Origin of the sequence: Streptomyces sp. NBC_00310, assembly GCF_036208085.1 — a bacterium.
GTDB lineage: Bacteria > Actinomycetota > Actinomycetes > Streptomycetales > Streptomycetaceae > Streptomyces.
The window spans coordinates 6,574,484-6,591,186 of the sequence record NZ_CP130714.1 but is presented as its reverse complement, the minus strand read 5'-3'; the positions used below and the strand labels follow the sequence as shown (position 1 = coordinate 6,591,186).

Annotated in this window: 14 protein-coding genes; 8 read left to right on the top strand and 6 right to left on the bottom strand. The window is 71.7% G+C overall.

The features are described from left to right. Positions 1-2: 2 nt before the first annotated feature. From OG202_RS28845 to OG202_RS28830, 4 genes are all read right to left on the bottom strand, one after another. A complete protein-coding gene (locus OG202_RS28845) occupies positions 3-1,277 on the bottom strand; it encodes a hypothetical protein (RefSeq protein WP_326579151.1) in 1,275 nt (424 codons plus the stop codon). A 187-nt stretch (positions 1,278-1,464) separates the two neighbouring features. Then, positions 1,465-2,139, bottom strand: a complete 675-nt coding sequence (locus OG202_RS28840; RefSeq protein WP_326579153.1) for a histidine phosphatase family protein — start codon at positions 2,137-2,139, stop codon at positions 1,465-1,467. Next, positions 2,136-3,455 (bottom strand): glutamate-1-semialdehyde 2,1-aminomutase, encoded by a 1,320-nt coding sequence (gene hemL / locus OG202_RS28835; protein ID WP_327728280.1) that lies wholly within the window; start codon positions 3,453-3,455, stop codon positions 2,136-2,138. The genes OG202_RS28840 and hemL overlap by 4 nt, the downstream gene beginning before the upstream one ends. A gap of 514 nt (positions 3,456-3,969) precedes the next feature. Then, the gene (locus OG202_RS28830) at positions 3,970-4,092 is read right to left on the bottom strand and encodes a hypothetical protein (RefSeq protein WP_327728281.1); all 123 of its coding nucleotides are present in this window, start codon (positions 4,090-4,092) and stop codon (positions 3,970-3,972) included. Between the two features lie 294 nt (positions 4,093-4,386). On the opposite strand from OG202_RS28830, the gene OG202_RS28825 reads away from it, so the two are divergent. Together OG202_RS28825 and OG202_RS28820 are read left to right on the top strand one after the other, a co-directional pair. Further along, complete coding sequence (locus OG202_RS28825; RefSeq protein ID WP_003974483.1) at positions 4,387-4,824, top strand: hypothetical protein; 438 nt, start codon at positions 4,387-4,389, stop codon at positions 4,822-4,824. Positions 4,825-5,050: 226 nt separating this feature from the next. Beyond that, on the top strand, positions 5,051-7,264 hold the full coding sequence (locus OG202_RS28820; RefSeq protein WP_328223819.1) for a hypothetical protein: 2,214 nt from the start codon (positions 5,051-5,053) through the stop codon (positions 7,262-7,264). A 98-nt stretch (positions 7,265-7,362) separates the two neighbouring features. On the opposite strand, the gene OG202_RS28815 is transcribed toward OG202_RS28820, so the two are convergent. Both OG202_RS28815 and OG202_RS28810 read right to left on the bottom strand, forming a co-directional pair. Continuing rightward, positions 7,363-8,562: a M20 family metallopeptidase gene (locus OG202_RS28815; protein WP_327728283.1), complete on the bottom strand. Its 1,200-nt coding sequence runs from the start codon at positions 8,560-8,562 to the stop codon at positions 7,363-7,365. A 39-nt stretch (positions 8,563-8,601) separates the two neighbouring features. Then, entirely contained in the window at positions 8,602-10,344 is a 1,743-nt protein-coding gene (locus tag OG202_RS28810) for an AbgT family transporter (protein WP_328223818.1), read from the bottom strand. A gap of 149 nt (positions 10,345-10,493) precedes the next feature. On the opposite strand from OG202_RS28810, the gene OG202_RS28805 reads away from it, so the two are divergent. The 6 genes from OG202_RS28805 to modA all read left to right on the top strand — a co-directional run bounded on the left by OG202_RS28805 (position 10,494) and on the right by modA (position 16,597). Continuing rightward, positions 10,494-11,519, top strand: coding sequence for an Lrp/AsnC family transcriptional regulator (locus OG202_RS28805; RefSeq protein ID WP_327728285.1), 1,026 nt, complete (start codon positions 10,494-10,496; stop codon positions 11,517-11,519). A gap of 87 nt (positions 11,520-11,606) precedes the next feature. Beyond that, on the top strand, positions 11,607-12,551 hold the full coding sequence (bla, locus tag OG202_RS28800; RefSeq protein WP_328223817.1) for a class A beta-lactamase: 945 nt from the start codon (positions 11,607-11,609) through the stop codon (positions 12,549-12,551). Between the two features lie 339 nt (positions 12,552-12,890). Further along, positions 12,891-13,577: a hypothetical protein gene (locus OG202_RS28795; RefSeq protein ID WP_327728287.1), complete on the top strand. Its 687-nt coding sequence runs from the start codon at positions 12,891-12,893 to the stop codon at positions 13,575-13,577. Between the two features lie 309 nt (positions 13,578-13,886). Further along, a complete protein-coding gene (locus tag OG202_RS28790) occupies positions 13,887-15,062 on the top strand; it encodes a pyridoxal phosphate-dependent aminotransferase (protein WP_328224734.1) in 1,176 nt (391 codons plus the stop codon). Positions 15,063-15,226: 164 nt separating this feature from the next. Further along, the gene (locus tag OG202_RS28785) at positions 15,227-15,622 is read left to right on the top strand and encodes a TOBE domain-containing protein (RefSeq protein WP_326579166.1); all 396 of its coding nucleotides are present in this window, start codon (positions 15,227-15,229) and stop codon (positions 15,620-15,622) included. Between the two features lie 165 nt (positions 15,623-15,787). Next, the gene (gene modA, locus OG202_RS28780; RefSeq protein ID WP_327728288.1) at positions 15,788-16,597 is read left to right on the top strand and encodes a molybdate ABC transporter substrate-binding protein; all 810 of its coding nucleotides are present in this window, start codon (positions 15,788-15,790) and stop codon (positions 16,595-16,597) included. The last annotated feature ends 106 nt before the right edge of the window (positions 16,598-16,703 follow it).

Sequence of the window (16,703 nt, the reverse complement as noted above, 5' to 3'; positions counted from 1 at the left end):
GGTCAGGCGGCCGATCCGGCCCCGAGGAACTCCTTCCACCCACCCGTCGGCCGCTGCCCGACCCCGAGCGTCCGGAGCTTGGCCAGCACGTCCGGTGTCTGGACGTCCATCCAGTCCACGAACTGCCGGAAGGAGACGATCCGTATCTCCCCGTCCTTCGCCTTCTCCTTGGCCCGCGCGATGTGCTTGAGGGCCTCCTCGACGGCGTCCATGTAGACCCCGCCGTTCCACTCCTCGAAGTGGTTGCCTATGAACAGCGGCGCCCGGTTCGTCTCGTACGCGCGCTGGAACCCGGCGACGTACGCGCCGGTCGCCTGCGTGCGGTAGGCCGGGTAGTTGGCGGGCGGGGCCTGGGTGGAGTTCTGCGACTGGTTGTACATGATGTTGTAGTCCATCGACAGGACCTCGAAGCCGCGGCCCGGGAACGGTACGGACTGCAACGGCAGGTCCCACAGGCCCTGCTTCTTGTCCGGCCAGACCTGGAGGCCGCCGGGCGAGGAGGAGTCGTAGCGCCAGCCCAGCTCGCGCGCGGTGGGCAGCAGGTTCTCCTGCCCCATCAGACACGGCGTCCGGCCGCCGACCAGCTCCTTGTCGTAGTCGAAGGGCAGCGGTTCGACGTCGGTCCAGCCGCTGTTGGTCTTCCACTCCTTGACAAACGCCTTCGCCTGGTCGATCTCACTGCGCCACTGCTTGGGCGTCCAGTTCCCGACCGAGCCGGTGCCGCCGCAGAAATGGCCGTTGAAGTGGGTGCCTATCTCGTGGCCGTCGAGCCAGGCCGTGCGCAGGTGCCCCAGCGTCGACTTGATGTGCTCGTCCGTCAGATAACCGATGTCGGAGGCGCCCGGCGCGTTGTTCGGCGGCAGGTACGTGCGCTTCTTCGACTCCGGGAGGAGATAGATCCCGGAGAGGAAGAACGTCATATGGGCGTCGTGGTCCCGCCCGGCTTTCAGGAACCGCTCGAACAGGCCGTTCCCGACATCCCCGGCCCCGTCCCAGGAGAACACCACGAACTGCGGCGGCGTCTCGCCCGGCGCCAACGGCTGCGGCTTCCCCGGCTGGTTCGGCTGCTTCCCCGTGTACGTCGTCGACCCGTCGCCCAGCGGCTTCGCCGTCTTCCCCGGCTTCTTCTTCCCCGGGCCCTTGCCGCCACCGCCGGACCCACCGGCGCCGCCCGGCTCGCCCCCGAGGCCCGTACCGCACCCGGTCAGCCCCAGCCCCGCGGCCGCCCCCACGGCCGCACCGAGCCCGAGCATCCCCCTTCGCGATATTTCGCGCATTACATCCCCCTTGGCCAGTTCACGCACCAGTTCACGTGAAGCACACCGTTTGAGAGGGATGAGAGGAGGCGGTGGTTCCTTTTGATCTCCGGGGAAATTCAGATTTCCTCAGAGGCGCGGGGAATCGCGCGACCAGCCACGACGGCCCCGCGGCTCCCCCGCCGCCCTACGCCCTACGCCCTACGCCCTACGCCCCGAAAGCCTTGTCCTTCCCCTTCACCGGCTTGGCCCCGGCCAGGAGATGGGGCGGCACGAGATCCCGCGCGGGCTCGCTGTAGCCGACGGACACGATCTTGTCGCCCTGGTACGTGAACGTGGTCAGGGACGCGAGCGTGCACTGCCGCCGGCGCGGATCGTGCCAGAGGCGGCGCTTCTCGACGTACGACCGCACGATCCAGATCGGCAGCTGATGGGAGACGAGCACGGCCTCGTGCCCGCGTGCCGCGTCCTTCGCCGCGTCGAGCGCCCCCATCATCCGGACGACCTGGTCGACGTACGGCTCACCCCACGACGGCTTGAAGGGGTTGACCAGGTGCTTCCAGTTCTCCGGCCGCTTCAGCGCGCCGTCGCCGACACCGAAGGTCTTGCCCTGGAAGACGTTGTCGGCCTCGATGAGCCGCGCGTCGGTGGCGAGGTCGAGCCCGTGCGCCTTGGCGATCGGCGTCGCCGTCTCCTGCGCCCGCTCCAGCGGGGAGGCGACGACGTGCGTGACGTCCCGGGGAGCCAGGTGTTCGGCGACCCGGTCGGCCATGCGGCGCCCGAGGTCGGAGAGGTGGTACCCGCCGAGACGCCCGTACAGAATCCCGTCCGGGTTGGCGACCTCGCCGTGCCGCATCAGGTGGACGACCGTGATGTCACTCATGCTGCCGAAGCCTCCGCTGCTGCCCGCGCCGCCGCCGGAAGGGCGTCGGCGATCCGCTGAACCGCCCGCTCGTCGTGCGCGGTCGACACGAACCACGACTCGAACGACGACGGCGGCAAATAGACGCCCTGCGACAGCATCGAGTGGAAGAAGGCGTTGAAGCGGTACGACTCCTGCGCCTTGGCCTCCTCGTAGTTCCGCACGGGCGTGTCCGTGAAGAACACGGAGAACATGTTGGAGGCGTTCTGCAGCGTGTGCGCGACGCCTTCCTTGGTGAGCGCGTCGGTGACGAGGCCCTGGACCTGGCGGGACACGGCATTGACGACGTCGTACGCCGCGTCGTCCAGCAGCCGCAGCTGCGCGAGCCCGGCGGCGGTCGCGACCGGGTTCCCGGACAGCGTGCCGGCCTGGTAGACGGGCCCGGCGGGCGCGAGGTACGCCATCACGTCGGCACGCCCGCCGAAGGCGGCGGCGGGGAAGCCACCGCCCATCACCTTGCCGAAGGTCATGAGGTCCGGGACGACCCCGTCGATCCCGAACCACCCGGCCCGGCTGGTCCGGAACCCGGTCATGACCTCGTCGGAGACGAAGAGGGCGCCGTTCTCGGCGCACACGTCCTTGAGGCCCTGGTTGAAGCCCGGCAGCGGCGGCACGACGCCCATGTTGCCCGGGGAGGCCTCGGTGATGACACAGGCGATCTCGCCGGGGTGCGCGGCGAAGGCGGCCCGCACGGCGTCGAGGTCGTTGTAGGGCAGCACGATGGTGTCGCCGGCCTGGGCGCCGGTGACGCCCGGGGTGTCGGGCAGGGCGAAGGTGGCGACCCCGGACCCGGCCGCGGCGAGCAGCGAGTCGACGTGACCGTGGTAACACCCGGCGAACTTCACCACCTTGGCGCGGCCGGTGAACCCGCGGGCGAGCCGGATCGCGGACATGGTGGCCTCGGTCCCGCTGGACACGAGCCGCACCTGCTCCAGCGGCCCGACCCGGTCCACCATCTCCTCGGCGAGCGCGACCTCGCCCTCACCGGGCGTACCGAAGGACGTACCCCGCGAGACGGCGTCCTGGACGGCGGCGATGACCTCGGGACGGGAGTGCCCGAGGATCATCGGACCCCACGAACACACGAGATCGACATACTCGCGACCATCGGCGTCGGTCAGATAAGGACCGGTACCGGACACCATGAACCGGGGCGTACCGCCCACGGCGCGGAAGGCGCGCACGGGAGAGTTCACGCCGCCGGGCGTGACGGCCGCCGCGCGCTCGAAAAGAGTCTGCGAAACTGGGGCTTCGTACGGATAGCTCACACAGGCCATGGTGTCAGAGGCTCCGAAGATCCTGCCGACTGGTGTTTGCGCGCACGTTTCGGCGGGCGGTCGCGGGGGAGGTCACTGACACGATGATCGGGTTTCGCGGCGGGGGTCACGTGGCCCAGAAATGCGTTCGGGTGGAGATATGCATCGCGGTGGCGGACTGGGCGAGGGGACCGGTGACCTCGGTCCTCGTCGTGCCCGGCGGGGCAGGCACCGACGCGAGGCGGAAGAGGCCGCGGAGACCCGGCAGGAGCGGAGCGGGTCGACCGACCGCACCGGGTCCTCGGAGCGCGGCACACCGGGCGAGCTGAGCGGATCGGCCGGGCCCGGCCCGCAGGGAGCGTCGCCGGGGCCGCAGGGTTCCCTGCCGGCGCCGCCGCCGGGACCGCCGACGCCACCCGTGCCACCGGCTCCGCCCGTACCTCCGGCCCTGGGGTCGCCGGGGTCACAGCCCCCGCACACCCCGCAGGGTCAGCCGGGCGTGTACGGTCCGCAGGGTGCACACGGCACACACGACTCACACGGTGCGCGGGGCGATGCCGACCGCGCTGAGCGCACCGACCGTACGGAAGCGGGTGACGGCCGGACCGAGACCGGTGCCGACCGTCTCCAGAGCGGTTCCGACCGGGTCCAGTCCCATGGTTCCGACCGGATCCAGAGCGGCGGCCCTGAGCGGATCGGGCGGCGCAGCCGTATGGACGGTATGGACCGTATGGATCGTGCCGATCATGTGGATCGTGTCAATCGTGTGGACGGAATGGATCAGACGGACCGGATGGACCGGCCCGACCTGGTGGATCGCAGGACGCGCGCGGAGCGCAGGAGCCGCGCGGAGCGCAAGGACCGTACGGACCGCATCGAGAGTGCGGACCGTGTGGACGGCCTGGACCACGTGGTCAACCGGCTCCGGGCGGGGAGCGGGAATGGTGGTCGGGTGGGGGTGACGTACAAATACTTCGGCGCGCCCGACGGCGCGACCGCGGCCCGTGTCCCGATCTCGATGCGCCCCGAGGAACTCGGCGGCGACGAGCTCGGCATGAACGGCATGTTCACCAAGATCAAGCCGGAGACGATGGCCGCGATGGTGCTGACCGGCATCGAAGGCGTCCCCCTCCACAAGGTGCCCCCGCTCGAACTGGTCGTCCTCCACCCCGACTACGCCGTCGTCAAGCTCCCGATGACCGTCGTCGACCCCCTCAGAGGCATCGGCGAGGAAGCGGTCGGCGCGGCCGCCTTCATCTGGTCGACGGTCCCGGACCGCGGCGGCCCCCGCGACGCCTTCAACGTCTACCAACTCCTCCACGAATGGCAGGATTTCAGCCACCGTCTGCACGAGGCGGGCCACCAGCCGTACTGTCTGGTCTGGCCGTGAGCTGACACTCCATGAGCTGCGGGCGGGGTTCCGGGAACCCCGCCCTCGTCATGTGACGGGCCCGACGACGGACTTGCGGGTGAACCAGGCAGATTTCCTGGATGTATGCGCGGTGGCCGTGCCACCCTGTGCCACTGGCCCGACGCACGGTGTGCTCTGTCGGTGGTTTCCAGTGCGGTATCCGCATGCCCCTTGTCCCGTCGAGGAGTTCCCTGAGGAGTTCCCTGTGGTGCGTGTCCCGGAGGAAGACGCGACCTTCGTCAAGCGGGAGTGCGGGCCGGACGTACTGGCCGAACTCACCGCCTGGGCGCGGGAAGCGGGGGCCGGGGAACTGTCGCTGCCGCGCCCGCTGTGGAGCGTGCCGGGCAAGGGGTACACCGGCGCGGTGCTGCTCGCGGTGGAGGTCGCGCCCCCGGCCCGGGTGGTCGTCGTCAAGGTGCTGCCGAAGGGGCCGTCCGCCCGTGAGCCGGCCGCCCTGCGCAGGGCGTGGGCCGCCGTGCCCGACTTCTCCCGACGGCATCTGGTCGGACAGCCGGACGATCCACGCCCCCTGCCCGACGGCCGGACCGTGATGTTCCAGGAGCCCGCCGGTCACAGTCTGCGCGGCAGCCGCCCGGCGAGCGCGCTGGGCGACGAGGCGCTGAACCAGGTGCTCGCCGAGGTCGTCCGCGGTCTGCTGACGGAGTGGAACGGCCCGGCCCTGGAGCGGGCGCACGGCACGGTCCCGCGACCGGTGCGCGTCTCGGACTTCCTGCGCGCGGACCTCGACGGCGCCTGGACCAGTGGCGGGACGATCCAGTCCTGGGGCGGAGAGCTTGGGCTCCTCGACAACTCGCCACCGCGGATCTACAGCGACGGACTGCCCCTGCCCAACCCCTACTTGATGGTGTCCGGCGGCCACCCGGAGCTGCCGGATCCCACCGTGCGGATCCTTCCCGGGCGCAACCACGGCGACCCGCACCTGGACAACATCCTGGTGCCGGACTGGGAGGGCGTACCTCAGCCGGACCAGTACCGCCTCATCGACGTCTGCACCTTCTCGGACTCGTCAGCGCTCGGCATGGACATCGCCACCCTGCTGCTGGCCTCTCTCGTGCCCTATGTGCGGGCTTCGCTGCCACCGGAGCAGCGTCATGCACTCCTCCGGTTCCTCGTGGACCCGTCCGCCACACACCGCGCGGACATCGTTCCGAGGGCGGTGCAACGGGTGACCGCCGTCCGGGACACGGCGTTGCGGATCATGCGAGCGCGTCGCTGGGGCGACCAGTGGGAGACGCAGTTCCTGCTCTGCCTCCAGGCACGGGCCCTGCTTTTCACGTCGTACAGCTCCATCCCGGAGTCGGGCCGTGCCTGGTTCGCTCGGCTGGCGGCCCATGCCGGCGGGGAGTTGCTGAAGCGCACCGCCGCGAGCACCGGGCCGGACGCCACGTCCCGGCAACCGGGGAGGGACTCCTTCGCCGATCCCGTGTTCGCGGCCCCGCGGGCGGCTCCCCCCATCACATTCGTCCCGAATCAGACCCCGCGTACGCACTTGTGGACGGCGTCGACCGGGGTACAGGACACCAGGGCAGTCGTCGGGTTCGGGCCGGACCACACCGTCGTCGTCGTGGACGGCCAAGGCGCCGTCAAGCGATGGACCGTCTCGGGTACCGAGTTGCCCGGCGCCGGAGGGACGTCGCCCGCTCTCCGGCTCGGACACCAGGCTCTGGCCTCGTCCCTGACCCACAGCGTCGTCGTGGCACGCCCGGGAGCACTGGACATCCTGCGCTTCCCCCAAGAGGGCGGTGCGGAACGGGTGGAGCCAGTCCGGCTCCCCGCCGACCACTTCCTGATCACCAGCGGCGGGGACGTCCTGGCCACGCACGACAGGAAACAGCTGACGGTGCGCGGCTTCGAGGACGGGGCGCCCATCGCGTCGGTCTCCTGCCCGTCCGGTCTCGCGGCCAGTGCCATCAGCACCGACGGCTCGGTGATCGCCCTGGCCACCTCCAGAAGTGTCCAGATCCACCGGCGAGGCGGCACGATTCTCCTGAAGGAGACCGAGAACAGCCTGCCGTACCTCAGAAGTCGCCTGTTCCAGGCCCTGCTGCCCGATCCCGGGTGCTGGCTCGCGGTCTCGCCGTCCGGCAGCCACGTCGGGTGCATCACCTTCGAGGAGGTGGTCGTGTGGAGCGTGGCCGACGACCGGGAGGTCCACCGCAGCCCCTTGGGTAAACGGCAGAGCCTCGAAGGGCTGGGCGCGACGCAGATGCGTCTGGTGTGCACGGACACGGGCACCCTGCTCTGGCTCAGGCGCGGCCGGCTCGCCTGCCCGACCACCGGCCCGGCCGGGACCCAGCTCCAACAGTCCGGCTACTACAACGACTTCGCCCTGTCCCGGGACGGAAAGCTGGCCGCCCTGCTGGACAGCGAGGGCGGGCTGAGCGTCTGGGAGACCTGACGCGGGCGACGACGAAGGCGTAGGCACAGGCACAGGCACAGGCCGTGTTCTGTCCTGAGCCCGTCCCGCCCCGTGTCCGGCCGCCCGTCAGGCGCCCGTCAGCCGCGCGGCGGCCGGGTCAGGCGGACCAGCAGGCCCGCGACCAGGGCCGTCTGGGCGGGGACGGTGTCCGGGTGGATGTACTCGCCCTGGGCGTGCGCGCCGTCTCCCACGGCGCCCATGCCGCAGAGGACGGGGAGGCCGAGGGCGGCGACGAAGTTGGCGTCGCTGGCGCCGCCGACGGCGGCGGTGGGCAGCTCTCCGCGGCCCTGGTCGCGGGCGACCTCGCGGGCGAGGTCGAGGAGGGGCGCGGAGGCGGCGTTGAGGGTCATCGGGGGGCGGTTCCAGGCGTGGTCGACCTCGATGCGTACGCGGGGGTCGCTGACCTGGATCGCCGCGAACTCGGCGTCCACGCGGGCCTGTTCGGCCTCGCTGCCGACCCGGATGTCGATACCTGCGGTGGCCGAGCCGGCGACCACGTTGACCGCCGAACCACCGCTGACGACGCCGGTGTTGATCGTCGTACCCCGCTCGGGGGCGGCGACGGCCGCGGCGGCGATCACGAACTCGGACAGCGCCAGGATCGCGCTCGCCCCGTCCTGCGGCGCGAGCCCGGCGTGCGACTCGACGCCGGTGGCCGTGACCTCGAAGATCCCGGTGCCCTTGCGGGCGGTCTTCACCGCGCCGTGCGCCGTGGGCTCCAGAACCAGGGTGACGTCGACCTTCTTGGCGGTCTCCTCGATCACCGGGCGGGAGGCGAGGGAGCCGATCTCCTCGTCGCCGTTGAAGAGGAAGGTGACCGTGGGGACCGGGGCGCCGCTCTCCCTGGCCAGCTTCAGGGCCCAGATCCCTTGCGCCAGACCGGTCTTCATGTCGAAGATGCCCGGCCCGCCGAGCCGCGGCCGCCCGTCCTCGTCCGTCGTCTCCGGCTGCCCCCAGCCGGCCAGCGTGCCCGTCGGCCACACCGTGTCGTAGTGGCCCACCAGGGCGACGTGCCCGGCGCCGTCGCCGGTGCCCGTGTACGTGAGGGTGAGCGTGTCCCCGTACGCGCCGCCGGGGTGGCGGTGTTCGTGGTCCGGCGGCCCGAGGCGGGCGACCGTCGTCTCGCGCAGGAGGTCGAGGCCGGACGCGAGGGCGGACAGGTCGTAGCTGCCGGTCTCGTGGCGGACGAGGGTCAGGATGTCGGCGACGATCCGGTCCGCGACCTCCTCGGCGCGGGCGGTCAGGGCGGCGGCGCGGGCGGCGTGCGATGCGGTCATGGTCTGCTTTCTCACTCGTGTTCGTGGGGGGGGTGCGGGTCAGCCGATGCCGAAGGGGAGGCCCAGCAGGTACCAGGCCACGAAGAACGCGATCCAGACGACCCAGACGACGGCGGCGATCGGGATCGTGAAGGAGGCGAGCGTGCCGATGCCGGCGGACTTCCGGTACTGCTGGACGAAGCCCAGCGCCATCACGAAGTACGGGCTCATCGGGGTGACGCAGTTGGTGACGGAGTCGGCGACGCGGTAGACGGCCTGGGTGGCCTCGGGCTCGATGCCGATGAGCATCAGCATGGGGATGAACACGGGTGCCGCCAGGGCCCAGAGCGCGGAACCGCTGGTGATGAGGAGGTTCATCAGCGTGATCAGTACGGCGATGCCGACCAGCACGGTCCAGCCGTCGAGCCTGAGGTCGCGCAGCGTCTCCGCGCCGGAGACGGCGAGGACGTTGCCGATGTTCGTCCACTTGAAGTAGGCGAGGAACTGGGAGATGGCGAAGAACAGGACGAGGATCGGCGCCATCGACCGGGTGCCGTCGGCCATCGCGGCGACGATGTCACGGGCGGCGGCGAAGGTCCCGGTCGTCCGGCCGTAGACGGTGCCGAGGACGGCGAAGAAGACGCCGAGGACGAGGGCCATCCCGCTGATGAGCGGGGAGTCGACGATGCCGCCGTGCGCGCCGCGCAGCGGTGAGGACGCGGGGATCATGGCGGCGGCCAGGACGGCGGCATAGCCGAGCGCGACCAGCCCGGTCACCCGCAGGGCGCGGCGCTGGCGCGGGGTGACCTCGATCGCCTTCAGCTCGTCGGCGCTCAGCTCGGCGACGGGCTCGTCGGGCTCCAGGTCGGGGCGACGGGCGAGGACCTTGTCGACGACGAGGGTGATCACCAGGGCCACGAGGACCGACGAGGCGAGCCCGAAGAAGTAGTTGGCGACCGGGCTGACGACGTGGTCGGCGTCGATGGTGCGGGCGGCGGCGGTCGAGATCGACGACAGCAGGACGTCGGTGGTGGTGAGGGACGGCGAGGCGTCGTAGCCGGCCGAGATGGAGACGTACGCGACGATGCAGCCGAGCACGGGACTGCGGCCCGCCGCGCGGTAGACGAGGGCGCCGAGCGGGATGAGGGTGACGTAGGCGGCGTCGCCGGCGACATGGCTGACCATGGCCGTCATAGACAGCGCGAAGGTCAGATACCTGCCGGGGACGCGCGCCACCATGCGGCGCAGGAGCGCCGAGAAGAGGCCGCTGCGCTCGGCGACGGCGATGCCGAACATCACGGTGAGGATGGTGGCCAGGGGCGGGAAGGCCGCGTAGTTCTCGACCGCCCCCTCGACGGCCATCGTGACGCCGTCCCTGCTGAGCAGGTTCAGCACCTCGATCTTCTCGCCCGTCCCGGGGTGCACGGCACTGACCCCGGCCGCCGCCAGCACGGCGCTGAGGACGGCGACGACGCCCGCGAGGATCCAGAACAGCCAGAACGGGTGGGGGAGTTTGTTGCCGACGGTCTCTATCGCCGCGAAACCCCGGAACGCGGCGCGCAGGGCCTTCGACCGGGGCTCGGCCGCATCGGCCGGGGCGGGCGCATCGGCCGGGGCGGGCGCAACAGGCGGGTCGGCCGGGGCGGGCGAACCGGGCGGGTCGGGCGGGTCGGTCAGGGCGGGCGCATCGGTCAGGCCTGGCGCATCAGGCGGGTCGGCCGGAGCGGGCGAACCGGTCGGCGCGGCCGGGTCGGTCGGGTCGGGCAGGTCGGGCGGCTGTGGCTGGGCGGAGGTGGTGCTCATCGGTACCTCTTCGCACACTGGAGAGGGATGTTCCCGCACACGATGGCAGGATCGTGGGAGATTTCCTAGCCTCTCGACGTAACAGCGGGATTAATCGGCACACCGGGGCGGGGTGGATTCGAGGTGGGGTGGATCTAAGGTGGGGCAGCATGACCCGCCCTCTCCTCGACGAGCTCGACCGGCGCCTCATCGGGGCCCTGCACCTGGCGCCCAGGGCGACCTGGGACGACATCGGCGGGATCCTGTCCGCCGACGCCGGCACCCTCAAACGCCGTTACGACCGGTTGCACGAGGCCCGGATGGTCCGTGTCATCGGGCAGGCCGACTGGGGCATGCACTCCACGGCGATGCCCGTGCACGTCTTCCTGGACATCACCGGCGAGACCCCGCTGGCCGTCCTGGACCGCCTCCGGAACCTGCCCCACCTCCAGCTCCTGGCGCAGATCTCCGGCGACTACCCGCTCTACGCCGTCGTGCACGCCCCCTCGGAGGCGGCCACCAGCGAGGCGATCGACCGGATGTTCTCCGTCCCCGGCGTGCGCCGCGTCAACGCGCTGCCCGCGCTCAGCACCCTGCGCCGGGGCATCACCTGGGACCCGCAGTTCCTGACCGACGCCGAACGGGCCGAGCTGCTGAAGCTCACGGGGGGCCGGGCGGAGGGCACCGCGACCGCGACGCCCCCCGCCAAGCCGCTCAGCGAGGCCGAACGCACCGTCGTCGCCCAGCTGATCCAGGACGGCCGGGCGTCCTCCGCGAGCATCGGACGGGCGTCGGGGCTGGCCACCTCCACCGCGCACCGCGTCGTCCGCCGGGTCCTGGACGAACGCTGGGTCCAGCCCCGCCTGGAGATCGTGTCGGAGTGGCTGGGCTTCCGGACGCCGTTCATCCTCCGGCTGCGGGTCGCCCCCGGCGAGACCCCCGACGTCATGCGCCGCATCGACCGGCTCCCCCAGACCCGTCTCGTCGCCCACGTGGCCAGCGACATGTCCGTCCTCGCCACCGGCCTGGTCGGCGACCGCTCCGCCCTGGCGGCCTTCGTCGACCACGAGCTGGCCGAGATCCCCGGGCTCCTCACCACCGGCGTGGACGTCATGCTCGCGGAGCCCCGCCGCTACTGGCTGGACCGCGACCTCGGCACGGGCCTCGGGGAGTTCCACGCGCCGACACTGCTGTGAGCCGACACTGCTGTGAAGGGAAACCGGTCCTGCGACGGTTGCGTCTCCGGAGTCGGACAGAGATCACGACCACGTACGGAGAAAACCTTGGAAACCACGGGATCACGCCCCCGCCGTCGTACGGTGCTCGGCCTCGGCGGCCTCGGCGGCCTGAGCGGCCTGGGTGCTCTCGGCGCTCTCGGCACTCTCGGCACCGGTACGGCGCACGCCTCGGCTCCCGGTGACGCGGAGCTCTCCCGGCAACTGGGTGAGCTGGAGCGGGAGTACGCCGCGCGGCTGGGGATCTTCGCCCATGACACGGCCACGGGGCGCACGGTGGCGTACCGCGCGGACGAGCGGTTCCCCATCTGCTCGGTGTTCAAGACGCTCGCCGCGGGGGCGGTTTTACGGGACCGCGACCACGACGGTGAGTACCTCGCCCGGCGGATCCACTACACGAAGGAGTACGTCACGGCGGCGGGCTACAGCCCCGTCACGAACACGGCCGAGAACGTCGCCGCCGGCCTGACCGTCGGGGAGCTGTGCGCCGCCACCGTCTCGCACAGCGACAACGGGGCGGCGAACCTGCTGCTGCGCGAGCTGGGCGGACCGACCGCGATCACCCGCTTCTGCCGCTCGCTCGGCGACCGGACGACCCGCCTCGACCGCTGGGAGCCCGAGCTGAACTCGGCGGAGCCGTGGCGGAGGACCGACACCACGACTCCTCGGGCGATCGGCGAGACCTACGCGCGACTCCTCCTCGGCCGGGCCCTGCCGGACGACGACCGGGAACTGCTGACCGACTGGCTGATCGCCAACACGACCAACGTCCAGCGCTTCCGGGCGGGTCTCCCCGCCGACTGGACGCTCGCGGACAAGACCGGCGGCGGGGCGCCCTACGGAGTCGCCAACGACGTCGGCGTCGTCTGGCCCCCCGACCGTCCGCCCCTCGTCCTGTCGGTCCTGTCGACGAAGCACGACCCCGCAGGCCCCACGGACAACCCGCTGGTGGCCAGGGCGGCGGGGCTGGTGGCCAGGACCCTCACGTCATAGGGGAGCGTGTGCCCCGGCGGTCGCGTACGAGGCCGCGACCGCCGGGCGGGGCCGCCGTCCCGGGCGGGGCCGCCGTCCCGGGCGGGGCCGCCGTCCCGAGCGAGGCCGCCATCCCGAGCGAGGCCGCCATCCCGAGCGAGGGCCGCCATCCCGGGCGGGCGCCGCGTTGACGCGGCGCTCAGCAGGCGTGGGTGGGGCGGGCGGGCGGTGCACTTTCAAGAGGTTGGCCTTTCGGGCACTGTCCTTCGGGGTGGTGGCTGGAGAGACAATTTCCGACAGCCGGCCGGCTTCGTAGGGTCGTTGACGCAGCTGAACGCACACGTCACGGGGAGCCCACACATGCTTACGTCCACCACCGGCCGACTGACCACCGCCGCCGTCGCCACGGTCGCCGGTCTCGCCGTTCTCGCGCCCGCGGCCCAGGCCGCCGAGCAGGCGCCGGCGAAGCCCGCGGTCAAGCTGACCGTCGCCGGTTACACCAAGTACCTGAAGGCGCAGAAGACGCCGGCGGCGCAGCAGACGCTGAAGCGGTTCCTGGGTCTCAGCAAGGGCCAGCAGGCCATCTTCGTGAAGGACCTCCAGGACCGCAAGATCTACAAGGCGCTGCTCGGCAAGGTGGCCGCGCCCGTCGGCAGGCCGGTCAGCATCACCGACCCGTACAACAAGGAAGTCCGCTTCGTCACCAAGGCGTCCTCCTCCGTCGCCAAGGACAAGAACCGCACGACCACCGTCAGCTTCACGGTGACCCAGGAGATCTTCCGCATCCCGGTCACCAGCGAGACCCTGACCGTCAGCTACCCGACGGCCGGCAACGGCCCGAAGCGGACCAAGGCCTCCGCCAAGGTCACCAACGTCAACGCGGCCATCGCCATCAAGCCCGGCCGGGTCAGCGTGAAGGGCCTCGGCGCCAGCACCTCCTGGGCCGCCGTTCCGCAGGTGAAGTCCTTCGGCAAGCCCGCCTACAAGGCGCAGAGCGTCCTCGGCGCCAAGACCGGCTACCGGGCCGTCCTCAAGAACGTCGGCTGACCCACGGAACAGCCGACTGCCGCTGACCTTCCCCCGCGCGCCCGTGCCACCGGGCGCGCCCGCGAGGCCCAGGACCACCGCCGGTCCTGGGCCTCGCCCCTTCCTCCGTCCTGTCCGACCCCCGGCCGACCCCCGTGTCCGACCCCCGTGTCCGGACCCCGGTCCCCCTGTGTCCGAACCCCGGCCGCCGCTGGCCCCGACCCGCCTCCGGGCCGCAGCATGAGCGGCATGAGCAATGTGAGCAACGCGGGCGAGGCGAACGACGTGAGCAGTGCGAGCGACCCGAGCGACGTCGGCGGGGCGAGCGGAGTGCGCATCTCGCGGCGCGCCCGGGCCGTCGCCCCCTTCTACGCCATGGAGTTCGCCAAGCAGGCCGCCTCGCTGGCCGCCCAGGGCCACGACGTCGTCAAACTCAGCCTCGGGGAGCCGGACTTCGGCGCACCCCCGGCCGTCGTGGACGCGATGCGGGAGGTCATGGACGGGCGGCCGATGACGTACACCGCGGCGCTCGGACTGCCGGCCCTGCGGGAGGCCATCGCCGGGTTCTACGGGGACCGGCACGGTGTCGACGTCGATCCGGGCCGGGTCGTCGTCACGGCCGGCGCCTCGGCCGCGCTCGTGCTGGCCACCGCCGCCCTCGTCGACCCCGGCGACCAGGTGCTCATCGGCGACCCCTCCTATCCCTGCAACCGGCAGATCGTCGAGAGCTTCGGCGCCGACGTCACCCTCGTGCCCACCACCGCCGCGAGCCGGTTCCAGCTGGACGCGGCATCGGTACGAACGCACTGGACGGACCGTACGCGCGGGCTCATGGTCGCCACCCCGTCCAACCCCACCGGTACCTCCGTCCCGGCCGACGAACTCGCCGCCCTCTGCGACCTCGCCCGCGAGCGCGACGCGTGGCGCCTCGTCGACGAGATCTACCTCGACCTCGGCGACCACGACGAGCGGGGCCGGCCGCCGCGCAGCGCGCTCTCGTTCGATCCGGGTGCCGTCGTGATCAACAGCTTCTCGAAGTACTTCGGCATGACCGGCTGGCGGCTCGGCTGGTGCGTCGTCCCCGAGCCCCTCGTACCGGCCCTGGAACGCCTCGCCCAGAACTACTTCCTCTGCGCCTCCGCCCCCGCCCAGCACGCCGCCCTCGCCTGCTTCACCCCCGAGTCCCTCGCGGTCTGCGAGGCGCGCCGGGTGGAGTTCGGCGAGCGGCGCGCGCTCGTCCTGGACGGGCTGGCGCGGATCGGGCTGCCGGTCCCGGTGCCGCCGGACGGGGCCTTCTACGTCTACTTCGACGTCAGCGGCACCGGCCTCACGTCCTGGCAGTTCTGCGAGCGGGCCCTGCGGGAGGCGCACGTCGCCCTCACACCCGGCCGGGACTTCGGCACGCACACCGCCGACACCCACGTCCGCCTCTCCTACGCGGCCTCGGCGGACGAACTGCGCGAGGGGATCGCCCGGCTGGGGAAGTTCCTGGCCACCCTGCGGTGAGCCCGGTTCGGCCGGCGACCCGTCGGCCGGGCTCGGGCGGCGGGGCGGCGTACGGCACCGGGCGCGGGCAGCGGCGTACGGCACCGGGCGCGGGCGGCGCCGTGGCGCGCTGACGCGCGTCCGTGCCGACACCCATCCCCGCCGACACGCATATCTTGGCGTCCATGCAGTCCTACACAATCGGTCAGGCCGCGCGGCTGCTCGGGGTGAGTGCCGACACCGCACGGCGATGGGCGGACGCGGGCCGGGTGGCGACGCGGCGCGACGAGAGCGGGCGCCGGCTCATCGACGGGAAGGATCTCGCGGCCTTCTCCGTGGAGCTGGCCTCGGGTGCCACCGACGAGGCCGACGTCCCGTACACGTCGGCCCGCAACGCCTTCGCCGGCATCGTCACCGCCGTGAAACTCGGTGACGTGGCGGCCCAGGTCGAGATCCAGGCGGGGCCGCACCGCCTGGTCTCCCTGCTCACCCGGGAGGCCGTGGAGGAACTGGGCCTGGAGGTCGGCATGGAGGCCACGGCCCGGGTGAAGTCCACGAACGTGCACATCGACCGGACGTGATCGACCCCCTCTCACGGGAACGCACATGCCCGCCCCCGCCCCTCGGTGACCTGGCTCATGCGATGTGACAGGAGACTTTTCCCTGGCACATGCGGCAGGATGGTCGGCGTGGTGTCCGGCCTGCCGGGTAGGCGGGCTCCGAGGGAGTGGGCAGGGGAGATCGTGATGAGCCGTTCCGTGCGTCTGGCCGCCGGCGTGGGTGCCACCGCACTGCTGGTGACCCTGACCGCCTGCTCCTCCTCCGACGACACCGCCGGTTCCTCGGCGGCCGCGTCCGGCTCCGGCTCCTCGGCGCGGCTCTCCGGCACGGTGACCGTGTTCGCCGCCGCGTCGCTGAAGGAGAGCTTCACGACGCTGGGCGAGCGGTTCGAGGACGAGCACCCCGGTACGAAGGTGACCTTCAGCTTCGGCGGCAGCGACTCCCTCGCCGCGAGCATCACCGGCGGCGCCCCGGCGGACGTGTTCGCCTCCGCCAGCCCCAGGACCATGGCGATCGTGACGGACGCGGGCGACGCCTCCGGCACACCCGCCACCTTCGTCCGCAACCGGCTGGAGATCGCGACCCTGCCGGGCAACCCCGACAGGATCGCCTCCCTGAAGGACCTCACCAGGTCCGGGCTCAAGGTCGTGCTGTGCGACAAGGAGGTGCCCTGTGGCGCCGCCGCCCAGAAGGCCCTGGACGCCGCCAGATTGACACTCACGCCTGTCTCCTACGAGCAGGACGTCAAGGCCTCGCTGACGAAGGTCGAGCTGAAGGAGGCCGACGCCGCCGTGGTCTACCGGACGGATGTACGGGCCGCCGGTGACAAGGTGCGGGGCGTGGACTTCCCCGAGTCCGCCGACGCCGTCAACGACTACCCGATCGTCCAGCTCAAGGACACGCAGAACGCCGAGGCCGCCAAGGCGTTCATCGCACTGGTGCGGTCCGCCGAAGGCCAGAAGGTGCTGACCGGGGCGGGGTTCCTGAAGCCGTGATCAGACCTACCGGCAGCCCGCCCCCCGACAGCCCGCCGCCCGACAGCCCGCCGCCCGGCAGCCCGCAGTCCTCCGGCCAGGGCGACACGGCCGACATCGTGACGGG